At 54.0% G+C, this 23,458-nt stretch carries 20 protein-coding genes and 2 pseudogenes; 8 read left to right on the top strand and 14 right to left on the bottom strand.

All coding sequences use genetic code 11. The annotated features are described in order from the left end of the window. Positions 1-19 precede the first annotated feature (19 nt). A complete protein-coding gene (hpxO, locus tag SPI6313_RS03715) occupies positions 20-1,183 on the top strand; it encodes an FAD-dependent urate hydroxylase HpxO (protein ID WP_072619781.1) in 1,164 nt (387 codons plus the stop codon). Positions 1,184-1,189: 6 nt separating this feature from the next. Here the strand turns inward: hpxO and SPI6313_RS03710 are convergent, their stop codons facing one another. Beyond that, positions 1,190-1,897, bottom strand: a complete 708-nt coding sequence (locus SPI6313_RS03710; RefSeq protein ID WP_072619780.1) for an SIMPL domain-containing protein — start codon at positions 1,895-1,897, stop codon at positions 1,190-1,192. Between the two features lie 907 nt (positions 1,898-2,804). Here SPI6313_RS03710 and SPI6313_RS24990 point away from each other — a divergent pair. The 3 genes and pseudogenes from SPI6313_RS24990 to grxD form a co-directional block, all read left to right on the top strand. Further along, a pseudogene (locus SPI6313_RS24990) lies at positions 2,805-3,182 on the top strand (hypothetical protein); the annotation flags it as partial. 72 nt (positions 3,183-3,254) lie between these two features. Continuing rightward, positions 3,255-3,509 (top strand): BolA family protein, encoded by a 255-nt coding sequence (locus SPI6313_RS03700; protein ID WP_072619778.1) that lies wholly within the window; start codon positions 3,255-3,257, stop codon positions 3,507-3,509. Between the two features lie 105 nt (positions 3,510-3,614). Next, entirely contained in the window at positions 3,615-3,938 is a 324-nt protein-coding gene (grxD, locus tag SPI6313_RS03695; protein WP_072619777.1) for a Grx4 family monothiol glutaredoxin, read from the top strand. A 115-nt stretch (positions 3,939-4,053) separates the two neighbouring features. Here grxD and SPI6313_RS03690 read toward each other — a convergent pair whose 3' ends face one another. Continuing rightward, a complete protein-coding gene (locus SPI6313_RS03690) occupies positions 4,054-4,308 on the bottom strand; it encodes a DUF6761 family protein (RefSeq protein ID WP_072619776.1) in 255 nt (84 codons plus the stop codon). 143 nt (positions 4,309-4,451) lie between these two features. Between SPI6313_RS03690 and SPI6313_RS22175 the strand changes: the two genes are divergently transcribed. After that, positions 4,452-5,280, top strand: a protein-coding gene (locus SPI6313_RS22175) for an IS1 family transposase (RefSeq protein WP_139276489.1) whose coding sequence is annotated in 2 segments (ribosomal slippage) — positions 4,452-4,802 and positions 4,804-5,280 — 828 coding nt in all. Because the reading frame shifts where the segments join, the coding sequence is not laid out codon by codon here. Positions 5,281-5,463: 183 nt separating this feature from the next. Here the strand turns inward: SPI6313_RS22175 and ftsE are convergent. The 3 genes from ftsE to SPI6313_RS03665 form a co-directional block, all read right to left on the bottom strand. Beyond that, on the bottom strand, positions 5,464-6,219 hold the full coding sequence (ftsE, locus tag SPI6313_RS03675; protein WP_217650733.1) for a cell division ATP-binding protein FtsE: 756 nt from the start codon (positions 6,217-6,219) through the stop codon (positions 5,464-5,466). An 8-nt stretch (positions 6,220-6,227) separates the two neighbouring features. Then, on the bottom strand, positions 6,228-6,944 hold the full coding sequence (locus tag SPI6313_RS03670; protein ID WP_072619773.1) for a WecB/TagA/CpsF family glycosyltransferase: 717 nt from the start codon (positions 6,942-6,944) through the stop codon (positions 6,228-6,230). A 111-nt stretch (positions 6,945-7,055) separates the two neighbouring features. After that, positions 7,056-8,009: a glycosyltransferase family 2 protein gene (locus tag SPI6313_RS03665; protein WP_072619772.1), complete on the bottom strand. Its 954-nt coding sequence runs from the start codon at positions 8,007-8,009 to the stop codon at positions 7,056-7,058. Between the two features lie 108 nt (positions 8,010-8,117). On the opposite strand from SPI6313_RS03665, the gene SPI6313_RS03660 reads away from it, so the two are divergent. Further along, on the top strand, positions 8,118-8,510 hold the full coding sequence (locus SPI6313_RS03660; protein WP_072619771.1) for a hypothetical protein: 393 nt from the start codon (positions 8,118-8,120) through the stop codon (positions 8,508-8,510). Here the strand turns inward: SPI6313_RS03660 and ppc are convergent. Together ppc and SPI6313_RS23305 are read right to left on the bottom strand one after the other, a co-directional pair. Continuing rightward, positions 8,473-11,573 (bottom strand): annotated as a pseudogene (gene ppc, locus SPI6313_RS03655) (phosphoenolpyruvate carboxylase). The gene SPI6313_RS03660 and the pseudogene ppc sit on opposite strands and share 38 nt — an antisense overlap. Before the next feature lie 123 nt (positions 11,574-11,696). After that, positions 11,697-11,858, bottom strand: coding sequence for a hypothetical protein (locus SPI6313_RS23305; protein ID WP_217650495.1), 162 nt, complete (start codon positions 11,856-11,858; stop codon positions 11,697-11,699). Between the two features lie 310 nt (positions 11,859-12,168). Between SPI6313_RS23305 and SPI6313_RS03650 the strand changes: the two genes are divergently transcribed. After that, positions 12,169-13,533, top strand: a complete 1,365-nt coding sequence (locus SPI6313_RS03650) for an MATE family efflux transporter (RefSeq protein WP_072619770.1) — start codon at positions 12,169-12,171, stop codon at positions 13,531-13,533. Positions 13,534-13,577: 44 nt separating this feature from the next. After that, the gene (locus SPI6313_RS03645; RefSeq protein ID WP_072619769.1) at positions 13,578-13,952 is read left to right on the top strand and encodes a hypothetical protein; all 375 of its coding nucleotides are present in this window, start codon (positions 13,578-13,580) and stop codon (positions 13,950-13,952) included. Positions 13,953-14,359: 407 nt separating this feature from the next. On the opposite strand, the gene SPI6313_RS23875 is transcribed toward SPI6313_RS03645, so the two are convergent. From SPI6313_RS23875 to tig, 7 genes are all read right to left on the bottom strand, one after another. Further along, the gene (locus SPI6313_RS23875) at positions 14,360-16,369 is read right to left on the bottom strand and encodes an adenylate/guanylate cyclase domain-containing protein (protein WP_072619768.1); all 2,010 of its coding nucleotides are present in this window, start codon (positions 16,367-16,369) and stop codon (positions 14,360-14,362) included. 238 nt (positions 16,370-16,607) lie between these two features. Beyond that, on the bottom strand, positions 16,608-17,234 hold the full coding sequence (locus SPI6313_RS03635) for a ribonuclease D (RefSeq protein WP_072619767.1): 627 nt from the start codon (positions 17,232-17,234) through the stop codon (positions 16,608-16,610). Positions 17,235-17,246: 12 nt separating this feature from the next. Then, on the bottom strand, positions 17,247-18,482 hold the full coding sequence (gene trpB / locus SPI6313_RS03630) for a tryptophan synthase subunit beta (protein WP_072619766.1): 1,236 nt from the start codon (positions 18,480-18,482) through the stop codon (positions 17,247-17,249). Between the two features lie 88 nt (positions 18,483-18,570). Further along, a complete protein-coding gene (locus SPI6313_RS03625; RefSeq protein WP_072619765.1) occupies positions 18,571-19,422 on the bottom strand; it encodes an alpha/beta fold hydrolase in 852 nt (283 codons plus the stop codon). 3 nt (positions 19,423-19,425) lie between these two features. Further along, the gene (gene clpX, locus SPI6313_RS03620; RefSeq protein WP_072619764.1) at positions 19,426-20,772 is read right to left on the bottom strand and encodes an ATP-dependent protease ATP-binding subunit ClpX; all 1,347 of its coding nucleotides are present in this window, start codon (positions 20,770-20,772) and stop codon (positions 19,426-19,428) included. A 9-nt stretch (positions 20,773-20,781) separates the two neighbouring features. Beyond that, positions 20,782-21,474 (bottom strand): ATP-dependent Clp endopeptidase proteolytic subunit ClpP, encoded by a 693-nt coding sequence (gene clpP, locus SPI6313_RS03615; protein ID WP_072619763.1) that lies wholly within the window; start codon positions 21,472-21,474, stop codon positions 20,782-20,784. Between the two features lie 189 nt (positions 21,475-21,663). Continuing rightward, positions 21,664-23,070 (bottom strand): trigger factor, encoded by a 1,407-nt coding sequence (gene tig, locus SPI6313_RS03610; RefSeq protein ID WP_072619762.1) that lies wholly within the window; start codon positions 23,068-23,070, stop codon positions 21,664-21,666. Positions 23,071-23,458 lie beyond the last annotated feature (388 nt).

Raw genomic sequence — 23,458 nt, 5'->3', positions numbered from 1 at the left:
ATCATCGCTTGGAAATTCTATGTATCATCTCAACGTTGTCATCATCGGCGCGGGTATCGGCGGACTCACCACAGGCATCGCCTTTCAGCAAGCAGGCTACACCGTGAACGTGTTTGAGCGCACCCGCGAATTGCGCCCGGCCGGGGCGGGGATTTCCCTGTGGTCCAATGGGGTCAAAGTGCTCAATCGTTTGGGGTTGGGGGACAAATTAGCCGCCATCGGGGGACAAATGGACTGGATGGAATATCGCAGCCATACCGATGAATTGCTCAATGAAATTGATCTGCGCCCGATGATTCAACAGGTAGGACAACGCCCCTACCCCGTCTCGCGCACCGATTTGCAGCAAATGCTCCTCGATGCCTTGGGCCCGGAACAGGTGGAGTTGGGGGTGCAATGTGTGGGGGTGGAAGAGACGGAAACAGAAGCGATCGCCATTCTCAACGATGGGCGGCGGGTCAGTGCGGATGTGATCATTGGGGCCGATGGGGTGCGGTCTACGGTGCGGGACTATGTGATCGGCAAAACCGTCGGGCCACGGTATGCCGACTATGTGAACTGGAACGGGATTGTGCCGATGAGTGACGATCTCCCCCCTGGCAATAGTTGGGTGATCTATGTGGGCGAGGGGAAACGGGCCTCGATGATGCCCATCGGGGGCGATCGCTTCTACTTTTTCTTTGGGGCTCCGATGTCGGCCGGGACGACGGTTGAACCGAGCGATCGCCGCGAGGAACTAGCCCAACTGTTCCAAGGCTGGGCCCAACCCGTCCAAAACCTGATCAAACACCTCGACCCCCTCCAAACCAATCGCTTAGAAATTGGCGACCTAGAACCCCTCGATCGCTTAGTACGGGGTCGCGTCGCCCTCGTGGGCGATTCCGGCCACGCCACCACCCCCACCCTGGGACAAGGGGGCTGTCAAGCCCTCGAAGATGTGGAAATTCTCACCCGCTACCTCCTCACCACAACGATCAGCGTGCCCGATGCCCTGCAACGGTATGGAGAGGCTCGCAAGGATCGCACCCGTGACCTCGTCCTCAAAGCCCGCAAGCGCACCAACGTGATTTACGCGAAAGATCCCGACCAAACCGCAGCCTGGTATCAACAACTGAAGCAGGAAATTCCCAGCGATGTCACCGATGCGATCGCTAAAATCATCCTCGCGGGCCCCTTCGGCTAACGGGACTTAATAGCGAATTTCCAGCGTCACCGTAGCCGATACGGTCTGATCGCCACCCACCAAGGTATCCGCCGCCTCAAACTGGATCGCATTACTTCGCATCGGGCTAACGTAGCCCGAACTGTGGATCTCGATGCCGACAATTTCCTCCTCCTGCAAGCCGAGGGAGGCCAGGACAATCCGAGCCTCTGAGCGAGCATTGGCGGTGGCTTGGCGTAGGGCATCGGCTTTGGCCGCGTCCAAAACGGTATCTGTGGCCATAAATTCCACCCCATCAATGCGGCTCACCCCACTGGACACCGCGCGGTCAATCACCGTACCGGCTTCCTCCGTGGCGATCTGGAAGGCGACACTATTCGACCCCACATAGCCCACGAGACGGTTTTCATTGAGACCCTCGCGGCGTTCGTAGCGGGGCTGGAGGCTAACCCCTGTGGTTTGGAGGCGGTCTACGCCTTGCGATCGCAACAACTCAATCACCTGGGCCGTGCGCTGGGCTACATTCCGCTGCACCGCTGCCGCATCACTCCCCTGCACCTCCACCGCCAACCGTACCCGCGTAATCGTGGTGGGAACTCGCTCAATCCCTGTGCCCGTCACCGTCAGCAGGCGCGATCGGATCTCGTCGGCAAAACTGGGGAGCGGCACAGCCAAACTCAACACTGCACAGGACAACATGAGAGGGGCAATTCGTTTTAACATCAATCGTTTCATAGGTTTCACCGATCTTTAAGGTGTAAAAGTAGAGCAAGGTCGCAGCCACAACAGCACCGCCTTCCTTACTCTTCCGTTATAGGAGAGATTCACCCTCGCCACGGACTCGCTACCAAAATTGAAACGACCCCGCCCCATGGGGACAATTTATGCTACAGGTTCCAGCCAGTTGAGGCGATTGGCTGATGCTAACGATTGAGCCGGGGCGGATGTTTTGCGGTCTGGATTGCTTGCTCCTTCGCTTTTTTTTTAGATTATTGCCCTAAACAAGTTATGGTAGTTAGCGAGTTCATATCAAGTAATATTTAGTTACGGGTTTGAGGGCTTCATGGTAATTAGGCACATCATTCGTCGCTTCGCAATGGCTAGTTTGACAACAATGGCCGTCTTGCTTCCCCTGGGTGTGCAAGCCCAAACACCGACAGAAGACTTTGAGTTAGATCCCTTCGGGCCAGACACACAACGAGTCTTAGAACAGGACAATAGTATTTTGAGCCTGGCGGGAGGACGGCGTTTGCTGTCCGAGGGGCAAGCTGCGGCATCCCAAGGCAACTACGATCGCGCGACGCAACAGTTTCAAGATGCGCGTCAGGTGTTCAATCAACTCTCTAACTTTTATCAGCAACTGTCCTCCTCCTTTGCTGGGATTAACAGTCGCCGGGCGGAGCAGCAACGCCGGCAAGCCCTCGAAACGGCCCAGCTACGCGACCAAGCCACCTATGAATTGGCAATGGCCCACCAGTCCCAAGGTCGGACGGATTTAGCCGTTCCCCTGCTGATTCAGATTATTCGATCGCAGAATCCCACCACGGCCCTAGGCCGCCAAGCCCATCGGGATCTGGTGCGGTTTGGCTTCGTTGCTCCCAGTGGGGATTTTGCGGAGTTAGTGCCGGAAGCGTCTCCGGTGCTGTTGAGTTTGGATGGTGGTGAGGCATTGATGGGAGAGGCGGAACTCGCGGTGAGTAGCGGGAATTATCCCCTCGCAGAAGATAAGCTCAAGCAAAGCCGTCAGGTGTTTAACCAGTTGTCGAATTTTCACCAGCAGTTAGCGAGTACGTTTTCTGGGATTGATGGGGCTGTGGCTCAAGATCAACGGGAAAAGGCGCTGCGCACGGCTCAACTGCGCGATCGCTCCACCTATCAGCTTGCTTTGATCCATCGGGCCCAGGGTCAGCCGGAATTGGCTGTACCGCTGTTGATCCAAATTGTGCGATCGCAGAATCCCACCACCGATTTAGGAGAAAGAGCCTATCAACAGCTTGTGGAACTAGGCTTTGTTCAGTAGGCCCACCCTCCAACAAAGAACGTTAAAATCTATCCCACAACCGTTATTAGAAAACACCCTTAGAATCGACCTATGGTGAGCTTAGATCAAGTCAAATCGATGATTCAGGCAACGTTGCCCGATGCAGAAGTAACCGTGGAAGACCTGACCGGCGGTGGTGACCATCTCCAAGCCACTGTGATTTCCACGGCCTTTGAAGGACAATCCCGCGTCAAGCAGCATCAAATGGTGTACGGGGCACTCCAAGAAGCCCTCGCTTCTGAAGCGATTCACGCCCTCGCCCTCAAAACCTACACCCCCGCCACTTGGGCAACAGTGAACGGTTAACCCAACAACTCGCTAAAATCCTAAAATGTGCGATCGCTGTGAGCGCCAACACCATGATGGGGCCGTGATCCACAATAGAACACATTAACCACACCGAAAAAAACTATGACACCTGAACTCAAAGAACGTATTGATGGCATCGTTAAGCAAGATAAAGTCGTCGTCTTCATGAAAGGCTCGAAATTAATGCCGCAATGTGGTTTCTCCAACAATGTGGTGCAAATTATCAATACCTGCGGGGTTCCGTTCACCACCGTTGATGTGTTGAGTGATCCCGACATTCGCCAAGGGATTAAAGAATATTCCAACTGGCCCACTATTCCCCAGGTCTATGTCAATGGCGAGTTTGTGGGTGGCTCTGACATTATGATCGAACTCTACCAAAACGGCGAATTGCAACAAATGCTAGAAGTTGCCCTTGCGTCTTAAGGCTAAAATTTGATGGTTTTCCATGACTAAAAAAGAGGGAGCGATCGCTCCCTCTTTTTTAGCATCAATGGTATTGAAATCCGGTGGAATTTGCCCCAGAGGTTAAAACCAGAATTTAATAATAGTCAAGTTCGGTTTCTGTTTGCGGCAAAGCCAGTTCAAAATTAGACGGGTCGCGCAGGAAGCGGGCCACTTCTGCTTCGAGGCGATGAATCAAGTAGGGTTCAAGGGCATTACTATGGCGCAAACTGGCGATGTATCCATCCAGATACAATTGCATCTCACTGTAACGATTGCCCCGTCGCCAGAGGTCAACTAGGCCATCGGTGAGACGTTGGTAGTAACGAATTGTGCGAGTGTCGGTCAGCATAATATTCACCGGAATGCAACTAAAAGGAGTGATAACGTGATCTACAGATGAAAGGTCAGGAGTTCCGTTGACACTCTACGGTAGTGCGTCAAAATGATGTGGGTTTGGTAAAGTAGAGGAATCGTTACCACTGCACTAAAACTATGGAATGTCGGCTCTGCGGTCATCCCAAAACCCACAAACACGGCAAAATGCCCAATGGTCATCAACGCTACTTCTGCCCTCACTGCCAGCAAACCTTTGCCGAGAGTTTTGACACCCTCTACTACTATCGCCATGTTACTCCGGAGCAGATTGAGCAAGTACTTCAAGCCCACAGTGAAGGCACTAGCTTGCGAGGAGTCAGCCGCATCAGCGGATTAGCCTATAACACCGTGGTCAGTATTATTCGTGCCGCCAGTGCTAAAGCTTTGCTGGTTCATAACGACCAAGTGCAGGGCGTGGAAACGGAGGACGTGAGTGCTGATGAGATGTGGTCATTCGTGAAAAAAAAACAAACAATGCTTGCCCGAAGAAGTTGAAGTAGGCGATTGCTGGATTGCGATGAGTTTGGCAGATTCGAGCGGGTTAATCTTGACAGCACGAGTGGGGAAACACACCGATGAACTGATTGAAGAACTGGTGGTGAGCACGGAGGGAAAGACCCATTGCCAGCAATGGAATAGTGACAACTGGGGAGGATATGAGCGGGTACTGCCGCTGGAAATTGAGCACTACATTGGCAAAGACCAAACGCAACGGTTGGAGCGTACCAATGGAATTATCAGGCAGCAGACGGGTAGGTGGCATCGACGACAGAACAAGTTTGGCAAACTGTGGCAGCAGACAAAGGTGACGGTGCGTTTAGTGGTGAGTTATTTCAACTGGATCTGGCAGCACAGTCGCTACAAGAGCACGGCGGCACAACGAGCAGGATTGACTGACCATCGCTGGAGTTGGCAGGATATCCTCTCCTTCCCCACAATAATCTAATGCACTACCCACTCTACGAATGCAGACGCTCAGGATTATGATTTAGTTTGAATTCAGAGCAAATTTAACGCTAATCATGGCTGAGCCTGTTGTAAGGAAATGTTAAATTGAGTTTATTTATCCCCTTAAGGATAGCCTATTCACGGGGGTGAATGTTGCGCTATGTTACAGTTTTGCCGCTGTCTAATGCGATAACGGGGCAGCGATCGCATCGCTATGCACGGGATAGAGCACGCCTTGATGGAGTTCTAGCACCGGTTGCTGAGACTGGATCGCCATTTGGCGATCGTGAGTGGTGACGATCACGGTGGCTCCGTAGGCGTTGAGGTTTTGCAAGGTGCGGAGGATTTGGGTGGCGTTGTAGGGATCGAGATTACCCGTCGGTTCGTCGGCTAATAACAGCGGCGGTGTACTGACGATCGCCCGCGCAATACTGACCCGTTGCTGCTCACCCCCCGAAAGTTGATCGGGAAAACTATCGGCCTTGGCCGCGAGGCCCACCATTTTCAACGTGGGCAGGAGACGGCGGTTAATTTCCTGTTGACGTTTGCCCTGGGCTTGGAGAACAAAGGCGACATTATCCGCCACGGTGCGATTGGGGATCAGTTTGTAGTCTTGAAACACGACCCCAATCCGCCGCCGAAATTTAGCGAGGCGATCGCCGTGGAGACTGCCCACATCCACGCCGTTGACCTGCACTTGGCCGCTGCTGGCCTGTTCTTCGCCGTAGAGCAATTTCAGGAGGGTGGATTTACCCGTGCCGGAGGTGCCGATGATGAAGAGGAAATCCCCTTGTTTGAGGGTGAGGTTAATCCGTTTTAAACAGCGAATGCCGTTGGGGTATTGTTTGACGACATTGCGCAACTGAACCATGGCCGGCACGGTGGTGGTTGTGGGGTGGCGTTGAAACCAGTGGCTAAACCAAGGGGACGAGGGCATGGGACTATTCAGGGCAAGAGCGATCGCAGGGCGAAATGCGGCAATACCAGCATCCGCCGCCAGCGCCAGGGTTCTTTGTACAGACGATAGAGCCATTCGAGGTGATTATCCCGCAACCACCGGGGAGCGCGTTGTTTTGTGCCCGCCCAGATGTCGAAACTGCCGCCAACGCCGATCCAGGTGGCGTGGGGACAGCGATCGCGGTGGTCTGCAATCCAATATTCTTGGCGGGGCACACCCAACCCCACCAACACCAGGGCAGGGTTGAGGTCGGTTAATTGGTCGGCAAAGGCGGTTTTTTCTGCGTCGGTGAGGTAGCCGTGTTGGGTCTGGATGGTTAAGTGAGGAAAGCGCGATCGCCAGGTCTGCGCCGCCCGTTCCGCCACCCCAGGGGCCGCCCCAAACAAGATAATAGGCTGCGTGTTGCCCTCCTGCCCCAACTGTTCAATCAGTTGGGCAGCCAGTTCAATCCCCGGACAGCGTCGCTGTTTTTTTCGCCGTAACCAGAGATAAAAAATCACCCCTGCGCCATCGGGAACAATCAGATCCGCCCGATGGAGGATGGTGGCGAGTGGGGGCGTGCGCTCGGCCAGCATCGCCATTTCGGCGTTGAGGGTGACAATATGCGTCCCTTGGGTACGGCGCGATCGCACCCATTCCCCGTAATCCGGACAAAGATGTAGGGGCAATCCCAACACCGCAACGGTTTCCGGTACAGCAGGCATCTCTCTCGGCTCAGTCATCATGGCAGTCAAGGGGCGCAGTTCAGCAATTCATAAAACTACATTTAGAGTACACCGGGAATCGTCCGGGAGTGCGGTTGAGGTCGGATTGATCTAGGCGGGGCGGAGGACTTCCTTGGTTACATAGCGGGTGGATGCCGTGAGATGGGCCCGGTGGTATCGACTCCGCCACAACAGTCGCCATGCCCCCACCGAAGTGATCGCCCAGCCCATCACAGCCAAACCCGGCCGCCATTGCCGCTGCCTAAACGCCACCAAGCCCCAGTGTAAGCGTAGATACGCCGCCACCTGACGAAACGGCGGACAGTGGGCGCGATGCACCGGCGCGATCCGCTCATAGATGCGGTGTTTGATTTCAATGTGCGTGTGGAGGCGATCGCGCAGACTCAACCGATAGTTATAGGCCCCCGGCCACACCGTGCGATAACTCAAACACCGATTAATCAACAGCGCATCCCCATGTTCTGCCACCTTGAGCCACGAATCAATATCATCAAAATTCGTATCCAACTCCGAATCCCAACCCCCCGTTTGTAAAAATGCCTGTCGCCGCACCGCCACCTGTACCGGAGTCCCAAAGGGAATCGCCTCGATCAACATTCCGTAGTGAATATCCGCTTGGGGAATCCGGCAGATCTCCCCCGGCCCCGCCGTCACAGTTAATGACAGTTGATCCTCCTGCTCGTTCACCTGGGCGGCTTGACAGGAACAAATCACCGCATCAGGACAAAGGGCGATCGCGTCCTCCAGCACCGCCACACAGTCGAGGGCTAAATAATCATCATCATCCAAGAACTTCACCCAATCCCCCTGAGCCAATTCCACCCCCCGATTCACACTATAGGAGTGGCCCCGATTTTGCTCATTCCGCAAATAACAAAACCGCACCTCGGTCTGAGCCAACCGCTCACAATAGGCTTCTGTCCCATCGGTTGACCCATCATCCACCACAATCACTTCACAGGCGATCGTTTGCTCTAAAGATGTCCGAATCGCTCGCTTCAACAACGGCAACCGATTATAAGTCGTGATCACAATCGTAAACATGGCACAGTCGAAAACGGCATTGTTCTAGAATAGGCGCAAATTATCCAGATGCCACAACAGCCCACCCTCCCATTGCCCCAACCAATAGTATTCTGCTGAGGTGGGGCAGTGGTAACCGCCACCGAAGCACAATTATTACTCAAATATGGATTAATCCAAGATGCTCAAGACGTTCTACGTCAAACCGTTCCCCAACTTCAGCAACACGCGGAAAACTGGGCCGGAAAACTCCTGAGGGATGAACGTCTCGAACTCAACACCGCTGAGCGTTTCGCCACACCTCTGTTTAAACCTCACATCAGTGCCGAACGAGTCGATCGCATCGTGCAAATTTCCCCCAGTGATCAAAGTTTGTTCGCCGATCGCGCCCCACAAACCCATGAAACGCGGCATCAAATTGCCACCAGCAGCAGCCTTCTCTGGATAGGGAATAGTCCTCACCTCTCGATCGCATCGTTTGTGATCAACCCGTGTTGCGCATCCCGGCGGCAATGCCGTTGATGGTCAACAATGCGCCCCGTAACAGTTCTTCTTTGCTGTAACGGTAGTGAATCACCCCAGAGGCTTGGCTGCTGTATTGCCGTAACCGCTTCAGGAGCGAGACTTGCAAGAAGCCGAGGGGGACAATCGTGCCGTTGCGGAGATACACGGAACGCTGTAATTCGGGGTCATCATCTAACAGATTGGTGGCCCCTTTCACGGCCAAGATGATCTCGCAGGTGAGTTTAAATTCCTCGGCGATTTGGTCGAACACTTTCATGAAGCGATCGCGATCGTCCGGAGCCGATAATTCTTGCACATAGTGGTTCGCCATTTGTAAATCCACCTTGGCGAGGGTCATCTCTACTTTAGAAATGGCCATGCGGAAAAAGGGCCATTTGAAATAGAAATAGCGGATCAGTTTTAAGTTTTCTTCTGGCTCTTCATCGAGGAAACTTTTTAGGGCCGTCCCCACCCCATACCAAGCCGGAAGGAGAAAGCGGCTTTGAGTCCAGCTAAACACCCAGGGAATCGCCCGTAATGAACTAAGGTCTTTTTTGCCACTTTTGCGCCGAGCGGGGCGGGAGCTAATTTGCAATTGGCTGATTTCTTGGATCGGCGTGACGGACATAAAGAAATCAATGAAGTCCGGTTGCTCGTAAATTAAATTCCGGTAGCAGGTGCGCGATCGCGTCGCCAACTCCTCCATAATTTCATTCCACGGCTCAATATCATCAAAGCCGCTACCGAGCAAACTCGACTGCAACACCGCCGTTGATGCGGTTTCAAGATGATACAGCGCCAATTCCGGGAGGGAATATTTCGACGCGAGCACCTCCCCTTGTTCGGTAATTTTGATCCGGCCGTTAATGGTGGAATTCGGTTGCGCCAAAATCGCCTCGTAGGCTGGCCCACCGCCGCGTCCCACGGAACCGCCGCGCCCATGGAAAATCCGCAAGGCGATCCCGAACTGGCTGGCGATCGTCTGCAACGCCTTCTGCGCCTTGTGAATTTCCCAATTACTACTCAAAAACCCCGAATCTTTATTGCTATCGGAATACCCCAGCATGACTTCTTGTAGGGGTTCCGTGTGGGGAAGTTGCGAATGGGGTAAATTGGCCGCGGCTAATTGGGTATTCAAGGCCTCGTAACCGCCGGCCAAGGTGGCACGGTACAAGGGCAAATTAAACAATGCCGTCATCACCGCCGGCGCACGTTTGAGATCGTCCACGGTCTCGAACAGGGGCACAATCTGAATGCTACTTTTCCCCGTCACCGGATCATACAGCCCCGCTTCCTGGGCCAAAATCAGCACTTCGAGCACATCGCTTACATCGTTGCTCATGCTGATCACGTAGGTTTGGCAAATGTTCGGGCCAAACTCTTTTTGGAGGCGACGCACTATCTGGAAGGTTTCAATGGTTTCACGGGTGCGATCGGAAAAGGGCGCTTCTGAGGGGATCAACGGGCGGCGGGTGGGCAATTCGGTGATTAACCAATTCCGGCGATCGGCCTCTTCGAGTTCATCGTAGGGCCTGGGCAAGGCTTGGATATAGGCAGCGATTTCGGTGATCGCTTCGGAATGGCGGAGGGATTCTTGGCGAATGTCTAGTTCCGTCAGGTGGAAACTGTAGATTTCCACTTGGGCGATCAGTTTGTCGAGGTCTTGGCAGGCGATGCCGGTTTCGCTGAGGTTGCGCTGCAGGAGACACAATTCTGCGAGAAATTCATCGCCGGATTGATAGATGGTTTTGGGGTGGATTTCGTCTAGGAGGCGTTGCTGATGGGGGTCGCTGCTGGTGAGGAGGTGGTTCCGTTCGCGGGTGTTTTCGAGGCGTTTTTGAATGTAGGCGAGTTTGAGGCGATAGGGTTCTTGGCGGTAGCGGATGGCGAGTTTTTCGTAGACTTCACCGAGGTAGGTGCGATCGCGCTCTAGGGAATCCAAGAGATCCGGCAGGACATTGCTCCAATGCAGGGACAGACTGAGTTGATTGATCAGTTCTTGGATCGACAGGAGGTATTTTTCGAGAACGATGTTGCGTTGATAGCAGGCGGTGCGCCAGGTGACTTCGGGGGTAACGGAGGGGTTGCCATCGCGATCGGAACCCACCCAGGAGCCGAAGTAACAAAACCGGTTTTTGGGCGATCGCAACGTCGGAAAGGTATCTTGTAATGCCTGCTTGAGGCGCACCGCCAATTCCGGCAGCGCATCAAACAGCACCTCTTGGAAATAGTGCAAGGTATAGTCCAACTCATCCAACACCGTCGGCTTGAATTGGTGCAGTTCATCGGTGCGCCACCAGAGCCGAATTTCATCATGGAGTTGGCGGGTGGCGGTTTCGGCTTCCCAGGAGTTGGTCAGCCCTAGGCCGCGATAGGCTTCCTCGGCTTGATCGAGATGGCGCAGGGTGTTGGAAATGCGGCGTTGTTTACGTCGGATCGTATGGCGCACGATCTCCGTCGGGTGGGCGGTAAAGACCAGGCGAATATCGAGATTATCGAGCAGGCGTTGAATTTTTTGGGGCGGCATATTTTGCTGCCGCAGGTAGGGAAAGAGCCAATGGAACGTCCCGGCTTTGGGCTTGGCGAGTTCACTGTCTTTAAGATTGCGTTCGAGTTGCTTGGCACCGAGGGGCGCGGCGGCATCCTCTCGGTGATTGTTGGCTGCGTCATCGGGGGGCGGCTCGTCGGGGTTGGGGGGGTGGGGGTGGTGAGAAAGGCGGGGGACTTCTCTTTATAGGTGGCGCGGCGAGAGAGGCGCTGCTCGCGCTGTTCGTAATGCTGTTCAACAATGTTGATCAGTTGGAAGTAGAGGGCGAAGGCGCGGGCGGCGCGAATCGCTTCGTTGAGGTCAAGCTGTTCAATCAGGTGAAGAACCGCCGCTTTGTCGAGGATCTTGGTCTGCCCTTCAGGGGAGCACATGGAGCGGAGTTGACGCAGGAGATCCACTAGCGGTTGACCACATTCGGCCACCAAGACTGATTCCCATAAATCTTCAACCATCCTAAGACGATGGTGCAACAGGAGCATTGAATTAGACGGCAGTTGCAGGGTTTGCTCTGAGGTTTGAAGCAGCGAACTCATGATGTCTGATGGTTGCAGATACTAGGGTAGTCTAGAGGATCTCGATTGAGATTTTGGGGAATCGACACGTTTAGCAACACAGAGTTACGATTTGTCAACTCCGGGGATTGACGCTCTGGGTGGCTAGGGTTGAGAGGGGTGCGGTTCCGGGAAGGGGAGGGTGGGGAGGCGATCGCCCCGCAGCAGTTCTTCACTGGTTTCACCCAAGGTTTGGAGGTGCTGCGCGATCGCATCAACCAGAAGCACCGTCCCTAAAAAGGGCAGGGTCATCATACTGAGTAGCACGGGAGTGGATGTCTGCAAAGAACGAGAAGTCACGCGGGTTAGATTGATTTGAACTGTTCAGTAGTGTAGCGGAAAATTGACCCGTTGAAAGTCACGATTCAATTCGCCAGAATCTATACATAGATTGGGTTTGGAATTGTAGCTAAAAGCACGGATTATCCGGGAATCCGCCCCAGGGGTCTCAGGATGACCGCTTTTTGTAGTATCTTGTATTACGAGCGATTCTCCGGCGGATCGGTCTTGGCCACAGCGGTCAGAGGCTCACCGCTGGATCACCGATTCAGTTGTTCAGTTGAAAACTCTCAGCCCTATGTCTTCATCACCAATGCCCTGGCGGCTACAGCAAGAACTCCGGGCCTGCGTACAATTATCCTTCCCTTTGGCGATCGCTCAACTCTCTGAAGCGGCTACGAACTTCGTGGATACGATGATGATGGGGTGGCTGGGGGAACAGTCCCTCGCCGCCGGAGCGTTGGGGTCTACCTCGGTGATGTCATTGCTCATTATTGGGGTGGGTTGTGTGTCGTCCGTGGGAACGGTGGCGGCGATCGCCATCGGAGCCGGACAGCGCGATCGCCTCCCCACGATCAGCATCCATGGTCTTCTCTTCACCCTGCTGATCGCCACACCCCTAAGCCTGATCGTCTGGAACCTAGCCACCGCCCTCCCCTACCTGGGCCAATCCGTCACCAATACCGAACTGGCCCAAGGCTATCTCCAAGCGATCGCCTGGGGCATCCCCGCCGCCCTTGGGTTTAGCCTGATTCGGAACCTCGCCTCAGCGGTGAACCAACCCCAGATCATCATGCAGATCATGGGGTTAGGGATTGCACTCAATGTCGTGCTCAACTACGGGTTGATGTTCGGTCGCTGGGGCTTGCCGGAACTGGGGTTAGCCGGTTTAGGCTGGGCCAGTACGATCGCCTTTTGGGTCAAGTTTGCGATCGCCCTCAGCATCATCTTCTCTCGCCCCAGCTTTCGCCCCTATCGCTTCTTCGCCCGCTGTCCCTGGCAACCCGCAATGATGGCCGAACTGTTCCGCATTGGCATCCCCTATGGTAGCCTAATGACCCTAGAAACCGGTCTGTTCCTCTGTGTCACCTATCTGATGGGAACCCTCAGCACCACCGCCCTCGCCGCCCACCAGATCGCCATCCAAACCGCCGCCATCACCTTCATGATTCCCCTGGGCATTTCCCACGCCACCGCCGTCCGGGTCGGCCAATTCTACGGCCAGGGAAATCGGCGGGGAATGCGTCAAGCCGGCTGTGTCGGGATTGGCCTAGGAACCCTGTTTATGAGTTGCATGGGGGTGCTGTTTTGGCTGCTGCCGGATCTGATCATCGGCATCTATCTCGATCGCACCAACCCCGACAATACCGCCGTCATTCACTATGCCGTGCAGTTATTACGAGTCGCCGCGCTGTTTCAAGTGTTTGACGGCATTCAAGTGATCGCCAATGGAGCCTTACGCGGCCTCAAAGACACCTACGCGCCGATGTGGATCGGGCTGCTGTCCTATTGGGGGATGGGGTTAGGGTGTAGTTATCTATTAGGGATTGTGGGGCCGTGGCAGGGGGTAGGGCTGTGGATTGGCTTAGTCTGGGGGTTGATCGTGGCGGCGGTGGTCTTAACCGGGCGATTTCTGCGGCAAACCGGAACCACGATCGCGTAACATACCCTGAACGATTCCCTCTGAATTCTTCGGTGTGATGTCCTATGAGTGATGTGGTCAAAGTGCATTGCGAGCTACCCCTCGCCTGGAAACTAAAACTCGAACGGTTAGCCGCCGAACGCAAAAAAGCCCCCGCCGAGGTGATGACCGAAGCGATCGCCTACTACCTCGGTGAAACTGTCAACACCAATGTCCCACGCCTCGATCACCTCGACAGCGAAGTCACCACCCTGCGCCAATCCCTCCAGGAACTCACCCAACGCCTCAACTATGTGCAAGCGATCGCCCTCAGCCGTACCTCCAGCCAGCCCACCCCACCCCCCCCACCCTCAGATCACGAATATTGGGACGTAGACGACGAACCCGACGAAATCCTCCAAGACTTTCTCGACCCCGCCGACCGTGACCCCAACCACTAATGACAGCTTGTTCAGCAATCATCCCGCACCGATCAGAATCCCCCCGCCCCCTGGGCGACAGACAGCTTATCCATAACCCAAGCAGCGGTTCCCCCAGTCAGGGCTTAAAATCCCCGCCTCAGAGCGAAAACCCGTGTTCACGGGTTCCACAGTGGGCATTAGCCCACTTTCGCTCTGAGCCAAGAACTAAAGTTCTTGACGGATCGGGGTTCGGCAAACTCATCCCCACCAATCTTGGGTTTGACCTGACTGAATTTCGGATCAGTCCGTCGGGGATTGGAATCCGCTGTAGTGCGAGCTTCTAGCTCGCTACCCTGACTTTTGTCAGTCAACCAGGGTTTGGGGTGAGGGTAATGAGCGAACAAGCTGTAAATTTAGCCAAATTTAGCCGCTGCCTAGGGCGATCGTCACAGATGCTTACACCGCAGCAAGCAGAGTTTCGCCACAGCATCTTCAGGATTCTCAGCACAGACCGATTGAAACAGTTGCGCCGCTGCCTCTAATTTGCCTTGGTCGTAAAGATCAATGGCAGCTTCAAAACTGCCTTTGGTTTCAGTTTTGAGATTGCGGATATGGGTGGCATCGGACTCATAAATTTCGCAAATCCTGATCGGTTCTTTTTTGCCTTTGACGAGAATTGTCCCCAAATAGCGCGAGGAAAACTGGTCAGGATGTTTTAATTGATTGAGGGTGCTTTGACTAATCACTAAACTTGCGCCATACCGTTTGGTGGAATCTTCTAAACGTGAGGCAAGATTCACCGCATCCGCAATCACCGTCGTTTCCATTCGTTGTTGTTCGCCAATGGTTCCTAACATCAGCGTCCCTCGGTGCAGGCCAATTCCAATCTGAATCGCGGGATAGCCTTCTTCGCGCACACTTTGATTAAATTGATCCAACGCTTTCTGCATGGAAACGGCGGCCTGAATGGCATCTTCAACGCTGTGGGGAAAGAGGGCCATCACGGCATCCCCAATATATTTATCAATAAAACCATTATATTGACGAATCACCGGACTAACGGCCCGGAGATAGGCATTTAAAAAGTTAAAGTTGCGTTCGGGGGGCATACTTTCTGAAATACTCGTGAAGGAGCGAATATCAGAAAATAAAACGGTCATTTCTTTTTGAACCTGATCGCCTAATTTGACATCAATGATGCTGGTTTTGCCGAGGAATTGGAGAAATTCATGGGGAACGAAGCGATCGGAGGCTCTGGCATAGGCTTTGAGGTGGTTTTGGGCTTCGGTGAACCGACGTTCAACAATGAAGGCTAAACAGATTAAAAAGAACAGCATTCCCCAGGGATAAAACTGGATCGTGACCCAGTTTGAAATGGGGTAAATGTACATCACAATATCGTGCATTGCACAAATCAGGAAAATCGAAAAGCCAAAGGAAATAATCTTGGCTTCGGGATCACCTTTAATGGCTCTCCAGGTGGCGAGGAGAATGAGAATTGAGGAGGTAAAGAGGGAGCCGATTTGAGTGGGGAGGGCGGCGTTTCCCCAACTGACGAGGGGAGTGCTTGCGAGGATGATCGCGATCGGGGCATAGATTAAATGCACATACCGGAGACGACGAATGATTTTTTTAGGGCCTGCGCCAAACACATGTTCAAAGAATAGGGACAGGCTGACGGGGAGGAGGTGAAAGGTGGTGTGATGAATGAATGTCCAGAAGAGGCTGTAGTTGAAGAGGAGGCGAATTAGTTGGGCGGGGGTGATGGTGTAAATGCCGAGTAGAAAAGTAACAAAGGCGAAGGATACATAGATGGGGTCGGTGCGTTTGAAGAGGGTGATGATCAGGGGAAAAAAGCCACAGACAATGAAGAGAAAGCCGAGGATAAACCGCACACCATCATTAAAAATTAAGCGTCGAAAGAGATCGGGTTGGGAGCCGTAGAGGGGTTGGTGACCAAAGCCGATCAGGACGCTGGGATCGTTGCCGACGGTGAGGCGATCGCTGCCCACATAAACGCGAATCAGGAGGATTTGGGCGTAGTGGGTGGGTTGGAGGTTAATGATGGGAAATTCCCCTTCTTTTTCTTTGAGGGTGCCATCGGATTTGAGTTCGTCGTAGAGGTAGACTTGTTCGCCGTTGATGTAGGCTTCGAGGATGTGGGGAATGCCGCGAAAGTAGAGAGCGGGGAAGCGCGATCGCACCTCTGGCAAGGTTACGGCTAACCAGAGAATGTCTTGATCCGGTTCGACGCGCACTTTTTGGGGGAGATCAAGACTTTGCCAGTCTTCGAGTTCGTTCCATTGGGGCAGTTCGACCCCGGCTGGAAATTCGGGCAGGGTGTCCCAGCGATAATGCCAATTGGTGGTTAGGGGAATCGGGGCGTGGTTCGGAATTGGGGCTTGGTTGGCATCCAGTTGTAATTGCGCCTGTACGGGCAGGAAACAACTGATCATGAAAATTCCAAACCAAAGAATAAGGCGGGCATGGGGAAACCTTCCGAGCCTCATCTGTTTCTACTCCTCTCCAAAGGACATTAACCCGCACGTTAGACCGATAACGTTTGTTGTGTGATGCAGACTCGTTCCGGGGGTAACATGGACAGTGCCGCCCATGATTGGGAGCATGGGGCATCACGATGAAATCGCGTTTTGACTATCTTGACTATACTCTTTGCACGAAGAAAACAACCGCTTACTTGTGGTCAAAAATATCTTTGAACTGCAAGATGTCGAGATCGATGATGACCGGCAGACAATCAAAGCAGCGTTGTGCCAATACCCAGCGATTCTCGCGCTCAAGCATGGTGATTAGTTTTTGGCGGAGGGGAATGAGATAGCGAACATCGTTGGCGGCGTATTGGAGTTGGTCGGGGGAGAGGGTGTGGGGGTTGCCCCAGTCGGAACTTTGGGAGCTTTTATCGAGTTCAATGCCTTCGAGTTCTTGGACGAGGGATTTGAGGCCGTGGCTGCCGGTGTAGGTGCGGGCGATTTTGCTGGCGATTTTGGTGCAGAAGATGGGCTGGGTGACGGTGTTGAAGGTGTGCTGAAATTGGGCAACGTCAAACCGGGCGTAGTGGAAAATCTTGGTGATTTGGGGATTTTCTAGGAGGCGGCTGAGGTTGGGGGCGGCGGTTTGGCCGGGGGCGATCCGGATGGCGGTGATGTAGCCATCGGGGTCGCAGAGTTGCACGAGGCAGAGGCGATCGCGCCCCAATACTAGCCCCATGGTTTCGGTATCGAGGGCGAGGGCTTCGGCCTGTTGATAATGCTCGAAACTGGCGGTGTCGAGGTCGCGATCGCAAACGTGAAACTTATTCATGGCTCTTCAATCCTACGCCTCGCGCATTTTGAGGTACTTGGCAACGGTTTGGACATCCTTATCACCCCGTCCGGAACAGTTAAGCACAAGGCGCGGACTGCCCTCAAGTTGCGGACAGAGGGTGTCGAGATAGGCGATCGCATGGGACGTTTCCAACGCCGGGATAATCCCCTCCAACCGTGACAAGCGTTCCAACGCCGCCACCGCATCAGCATCGGTCACACTGTAATAGTCCGCCCGTCCCGTCTCCATCAAATAACTATGCTCCGGCCCCACACCGGGATAGTCCAGCCCCGCACTAATCGAATGGGCCTCCACCACTTGCCCTTCCGGATCTTGGAGCAGATAACTCATCGCCCCATGGAGCACTCCTGGCTGGCCCTTCGTCAACGTGGCGGCATGGTGAGCCGTCTCCGTGCCTTCACCTGCTGCCTCCACCCCAATTAAGCGCACCGACGATTCATGCACAAACTCATGGAACAAGCCCATCGCATTGGAGCCGCCCCCCACACAGGCCAGCAAAATATCCGGTAAGCCGCCCCACTGTTCTAAACACTGCTGCCGCGTTTCCGTACCAATCACCGCATGGAAATCCCGCACCATCATCGGGTAGGGGTGAGGGCCGGCCACGGAACCAAGGATGTAATGGGTGGTTTCTACATTCGTGACCCAGTCGCGAATCGCTTCAGATGTGGCATCTTTGAGGGTTCCTGTCCCAGCGGCCACCGGCTGCACGGTGGCCCCCAGTAGACGCATCCGAAACACATTTAAGGCCTGACGTTCCATATCCTGAACGCCCATGTAGATCACACAGTCCAAACCAAACCGAGCACAAACGGTGGCCGTTGCCACACCATGCTGTCCCGCTCCGGTTTCGGCAATAATCCGCTGCTTGCCCATCCGTTTGGCGAGGATGGCTTGGGCGAGGGCGTTGTTAATTTTGTGGGCCCCGGTGTGGTTGAGGTCTTCCCGTTTGAGGTAAATCTGGGGGCCAGAACCGTCGGGACGGGCGTAATGGGCCGTTAAGCGTTCGGCAAAGTAGAGGGGACTCGGACGGCCCACGTAGTCTTTGAGGAGGCCATTCAGTTCCGCTTGAAACTCTGGATCATGGCGGTATTGCTGGTAGGCGGTTTCCAATTCCGTCAGGGCGGGCATTAGGGTTTCGGGGACATATTTCCCCCCAAAGCGACCAAAGCGGCCGAGTTGATCCGGTTGTGTGGAGGTGAGAGGCAGGGGAGTGGTGGTCACAGTGGCTAGGGTTTAGGGGTCGTTCAACAGATTTTTATTATACGAATTTTCGTTCCATCGAGGGTTAGGAACGAGGGGCGATCGCACTTTACACCGCCGTCATCGGAGCCAAGTCGAGAAACTCACGGACAGCGGGATGATAGGTATCGGGCACTTCTAGCATCGGAAAATGACCCGTTTTCGCCAGTTCAATGTGGGTGATCTTGGGGTTGAGAGCGGCGGCGCTGCGGCCGAGTCTGGGGGGAATGATTTGATCCTTTTGCCCGGAAATTAAGAGGGTGGGGGCTTGGATCTGTTGGAAAACGGTGGGCATGGTTTGGGCGGCCTGTTCGCTGACGGCGGTGTAGATCGTGCCCATGGCGGCGGCTGGGTCTGCGTCGAGGTAGTCAGCGAGAAATTCGCGGCTGATCGCACTGGGGAGGGGGCGATGGAGGAAGCGGCTCATGAACAGGTGTTCGGCGAGGGGCACGTTCAAGAACCAGGGAAAGCGGAATTTGACCACAGATTCACTGGCGCGATGGAAGAGGGGGAAGGTGATCCGGTTGTAGGCAAAGATGCCACTACAGGTGAGGATCAATCGTTGGAGGCGATCGCAATACCGATCCGCGAATACTGCCGCGATCGAAGCCCCCAAAGAATGGGCGTTGAGGGTGATTTGATCAATCTCAAACTGATCGAGCAGGAGGGCCAGATCATCGGCGTAGTCGTGCAGTTCGTAGCCGAGGGTGCAATCGGGCGGGAGGGGCGATCGCCCAAAGCCGCGCAAGTCGTAGAGCAAACAATCAAACCCATCGGACAGGACTTCAGCCGTGGTGCGCCAATAGCGAGCCGAGCCGCCCCAACCATGCATAAACACCAACACCGGCTTCGGGGCAGAGGAGTCTGATTTCACCCATTCGTAATAATGGGGAACGCCGCGCAGAGTCACTGTGTCTGCCATCGTCTAAGCAGATTCTGGTTTGGGCAAGGTGGAGGGATGGAGCAGGAGTTCCGCCGTCGATCGCTTCTCTACCATTTCTGGGGTAATCACACAGCGATGCACATCTTTCCGGGAGGGCAGTTCATACATCACTTCGAGCATCAATTCTTCGACAATGCCGCGTAGGGCCCGTGCTCCGGTTTTGCGGCGGTAAGCTTCACGAGCGATCGCCCGCACCGACTCTTCATCAAACTCCAGTTGCACATTATCCATGCGCAGCAGTTTTTGATACTGCTTCACCAACGCATTGCGGGGTTCAGTCAAGATCGCCACCAAGGTTTCCTCATCCAACGGATGCAACACCGCATCCACCGGCACTCGCCCAATAAACTCAGGAATTAAGCCAAATTTCACCAGATCTTCCGGCTCCAGTTCCTTGAGCACATCAGCGGTGCGCTGCTCTTTCGACTGGTTTTCACCGGGCCGCACAAAGCCCATCGCCTTCTTGCCCACCCGCCGTTCCACCACCTTATCTAGGCCCACAAACGCCCCACCACAGATAAACAGAATATTACTGGTGTCGATCTGGATGCAGTCTTGATAGGGGTGTTTACGGCCGCCTTGGGGGGGAACATTGGCGATCGTGCCTTCGAGCATTTTGAGCAACGCCTGCTGCACCCCCTCACCCGATACATCACGGGTAATCGAAGGGTTCTCACTCTTGCGGGCAATCTTATCAATTTCATCAATGTAGATAATGCCGCGCTGGGCTTCTTCCACATCGAGATCCGCCACCTGCAACAGCCGCAGCAGAATATTTTCCACATCTTCCCCCACATACCCGGCTTCCGTCAGGGTCGTGGCATCTGCCACCGCAAAGGGCACATCCAGAATTTTCGCCAAGGTTTGAGCCAGCAGGGTTTTTCCTGATCCAGTCGGGCCAATTAACAAAATATTTGATTTTTGCAACTCAACCGAGTCATCCTGGATGCCTTTGCTGCTCGTTGCCTTCGCGTGAACGACACTCAGGCGTTTGTAGTGGTTATAGACCGCAACAGAAAGCACTTTTTTGGCTTCATCTTGGCCAATCACATGCTCATCGAGGTAGGTTTTAATTTCGGTGGGTTTGGGAATTTGGGTGAAACTGAGTCGCTCAGAGGGGGCACGCCGTTTGGGGGGATGCTCTTCGGAATGGGCCACCGGCTGGGTGGCGGGGCTGGATGAATCAATGAGTTCCTCGTCGAGGATTTCATTACAGAGTTCAACACATTCATCACAGATATAGACTCCGGGGCCGGCGATCAGCTTGCGGACTTGTTCTTGGGATTTTCCGCAGAAAGAGCATTTGAGATGGGAGTCGTACTTCGGCATGTTGACCTCTTACTGAAATGCAGACGACGCAGGGATTGTAACGTGGGGTAGGGCAGCGGGGTTAATCACTTCGTCGATCAGCCCGTATTGCTGGGCTTCCTTGGATGACATGTAGAAATCGCGCTCGGTGTCTACCGCGATCCGATCCAGGGGCTGGCCGGTATGTTCAGCCAGTAGGCCATTGAGTTGGTCTTTGATGTAGAGGATTTCTTTGGCTTGGATTTCGATGTCTACGGCTTGCCCCTGAGCACCGCCGAGGGGCTGGTGGATCATGATCCGGGAACTGGGGAGGGACATGCGTTTGCCTTTAGTGCCACCGGAGAGCAAGAAAGCTCCCATGCTGGCGGCGATGCCGTAGCAGATGGTGACCACGTCGGGGCGGATTTGCTGCATGGTGTCGTAGATGGCCATGCCCGCGTAGACGGAGCCGCCGGGGGAGTTGATGTAGAGTTGAATATCTTTTTCGGGGTCTTCTGCGTCGAGGAAGAGGAGTTGCGCGACGACGGAATCCGCGATCGTGTCGTCGATCGCACTGCCTAGAAAAACAATCCGTTCGCGCAGGAGACGGGAATAGATGTCGAAAGCGCGTTCTCCCATGCCGGATTGCTCAACCACCATTGGCACAATGGCTTGACTCATGGCGTTGTAGTGATAGGTGGAGCGGTTTGAGGGTGAAGGATGGGATGATTGCGAGTCTATCATGCTGAAGTTTGGGGACGACGACAAGGGAATTACCCCTCTGCTTGTTGACCATTATGCCTTATGTCTTTCCAGAGTGGGGTTTGATCGCCCGAAAGATCACAATGCAAGGGGAGGAAAAATCCTGGCATGATTTCTCGTTGCCCTTGCTATGGTTTGGGCGCGATCGCCCCCACCCCAGATCATCTAGCATTATTCTTCTTCGGCGCTGACCGCTTCGGCGAGGATGGCTTCGGCTTCAGCTTCGGCACTGGCTTCGGTGTCTTCACTCGGAGGGTTCAGCGTGCCTTCGGGGACTAACTCCACGGTCACCTTGTCCCGCAGCCATTCGAGGGCCTGGGCTTGGAGCAGTTCTTTAGACACAAACTCCCGAACCCGATCTTGATCAAGGGGTTGATCGCTCAGTTGCTCGAAAATTTCTTTGATCTGTTGATCGAGTTTTTCCGGATCGGGTTCGAGGGATTCGCGCCGGGCCACTTCTTCGAGAACTAAGGTGGTTTTGAGCCGTTCAATGGCTTCGGGGCGAGCATTTTCCCGGAGGGTGGGCATCATGTCGGCTTTGAGGACACTTTGCATATCCAAGCCGTACTGCTCCATTTGGGAGACGGTTTGGCGAATGATCATGTCCACCTCTTGTTTGATCAAGGTTTCGGGGGGATCAATTTCGGCAATGGTCAGCAGTTCTTTCGCGATCGCATCTTCGATACGGCTGTTTGTCGTATCTTCAGCCTGCTTTTTATACTGGGTTTCGAGATCTTCGCGCAACTCCGCCAGGGTTTCAAAGCGGCTAATTTCTTCCGCAAAATCATCATCAAGTTCCGGTAACTCTTTCTCCTTAATTTCTTGCAGCGTCACCGAAAACTGGGCCGTTTCTCCAGCCAGATCTTCCCGCGCATAGTCATCCGGAAACGAAACGGGAATGTCTTTCGTCTCACCGGGATTCATCCCCTCAATCCCAGAAATCAAGTCTTCGAGAAACTTATCCGATTCCAATTCCAATTGAAAATCCGTCGCTTCTGCCCCAGAGATGACCTCTTCGCTGACCTCACCATCCACCACCAAGCGTCCTTGGTAGTTCACCACCACCACATCCCCCCGTTGAGCAGCCCGGCCTTCCACCGGAACTAAGGTGGCAACTTTGGCTTGTTGAGAGGCGAGGAATTGATCCACTTGGGTCGGATCATATTCGCTGTTCTCAGCCTTGACGGAGAGGGCGGTGTAGTCACCGAGGGTCACTTCCGGCGGGACATCCATAGATGCCTTAAAGGTAAACACTTCGCCGGGTTTATACTGCGTCAATAATTCACTAATGTCGGGGTGAATTTGATAATTGCCCAAAACGTCGATTTTTTCGTCCGAGACTGCCTTCATCACAGTGCTTTGCACCAGATTTTCCAGCGCTTCGGCGCGGACTCGTTCTGGCCCGAGACGTTGTAACAGAATCGGACGGGGCACTTTGCCTTTCCGAAACCCAGGAATCCGCACCGTCCGAGCTAAGTCTTTGACGACTTTTTCGTAGGCCTGCTTCGAGGCATCAGCGGGGATTTCAATGGTGAGGGTAATCTGACTATTCGGTGATTTTTCCTGGGATACTTTCATGGACAACTCGCTTTCCAAACCGTAAACTTATGGGATAAATGAAGGGTGACACTGTCAAAGAGACCGCCAAACCTGTTGTGTTGATCGCAACAACCAAAGCCAGACTGGGAGATTCTGGCACTATATGTGGAGAGTCCACAATCGGCTGAATCTAGGTTAACAATAGTCCGCTGCTCCGCGCCTTGATGTCCTGGGGATTGGCTGACTCGCACTGTCTGGACTGACCATTTTAGAATCTCACGTCCTAATTTGAGCAGGCTAGATCGGGATCGTTGCAGCGTCTCAATGGCATGCTGATGGGGTGTAGTCCCCTAGATGCCGGGATTGATTGTGAGCGAAAGAAACGGGTTAAGCGTGGCACAATCAGGACAGCCCTATGATAATAGTA

Source organism: Spirulina major PCC 6313 (genome assembly GCF_001890765.1).
Classification (GTDB): Bacteria; Cyanobacteriota; Cyanobacteriia; order Cyanobacteriales; family Spirulinaceae; genus Spirulina; species Spirulina major.
The sequence above is the reverse complement of the archived record's forward strand: the minus strand, read 5'-3'. Positions and strand labels throughout refer to the sequence as shown.

What these genes read in the sequence shown, in the direction of transcription:
- hpxO (WP_072619781.1), top strand. Translation starts at nt 20, where the DNA reads ATGTATCATCTCAACGTTGTCATCATCGGCGCGGGTATCGGCGGACTC.
- SPI6313_RS03710 (WP_072619780.1), bottom strand. Translation starts at nt 1,897, where the DNA reads ATGAAACGATTGATGTTAAAACGAATTGCCCCTCTCATGTTGTCCTGT.
- SPI6313_RS03700 (WP_072619778.1), top strand. Translation starts at nt 3,255, where the DNA reads ATGGTGAGCTTAGATCAAGTCAAATCGATGATTCAGGCAACGTTGCCC.
- grxD (WP_072619777.1), top strand. Translation starts at nt 3,615, where the DNA reads ATGACACCTGAACTCAAAGAACGTATTGATGGCATCGTTAAGCAAGAT.
- SPI6313_RS03690 (WP_072619776.1), bottom strand. Translation starts at nt 4,308, where the DNA reads ATGCTGACCGACACTCGCACAATTCGTTACTACCAACGTCTCACCGAT.
- ftsE (WP_217650733.1), bottom strand. Translation starts at nt 6,219, where the DNA reads ATGCCCTCGTCCCCTTGGTTTAGCCACTGGTTTCAACGCCACCCCACA.
- SPI6313_RS03670 (WP_072619773.1), bottom strand. Translation starts at nt 6,944, where the DNA reads ATGCCTGCTGTACCGGAAACCGTTGCGGTGTTGGGATTGCCCCTACAT.
- SPI6313_RS03665 (WP_072619772.1), bottom strand. Translation starts at nt 8,009, where the DNA reads ATGTTTACGATTGTGATCACGACTTATAATCGGTTGCCGTTGTTGAAG.
- SPI6313_RS03650 (WP_072619770.1), top strand. Translation starts at nt 12,169, where the DNA reads ATGTCTTCATCACCAATGCCCTGGCGGCTACAGCAAGAACTCCGGGCC.
- SPI6313_RS03645 (WP_072619769.1), top strand. Translation starts at nt 13,578, where the DNA reads ATGAGTGATGTGGTCAAAGTGCATTGCGAGCTACCCCTCGCCTGGAAA.
- SPI6313_RS23875 (WP_072619768.1), bottom strand. Translation starts at nt 16,369, where the DNA reads ATGATCAGTTGTTTCCTGCCCGTACAGGCGCAATTACAACTGGATGCC.
- SPI6313_RS03635 (WP_072619767.1), bottom strand. Translation starts at nt 17,234, where the DNA reads ATGAATAAGTTTCACGTTTGCGATCGCGACCTCGACACCGCCAGTTTC.
- SPI6313_RS03625 (WP_072619765.1), bottom strand. Translation starts at nt 19,422, where the DNA reads ATGGCAGACACAGTGACTCTGCGCGGCGTTCCCCATTATTACGAATGG.
- clpX (WP_072619764.1), bottom strand. Translation starts at nt 20,772, where the DNA reads ATGCCGAAGTACGACTCCCATCTCAAATGCTCTTTCTGCGGAAAATCC.
- clpP (WP_072619763.1), bottom strand. Translation starts at nt 21,474, where the DNA reads ATGATAGACTCGCAATCATCCCATCCTTCACCCTCAAACCGCTCCACC.
- tig (WP_072619762.1), bottom strand. Translation starts at nt 23,070, where the DNA reads ATGAAAGTATCCCAGGAAAAATCACCGAATAGTCAGATTACCCTCACC.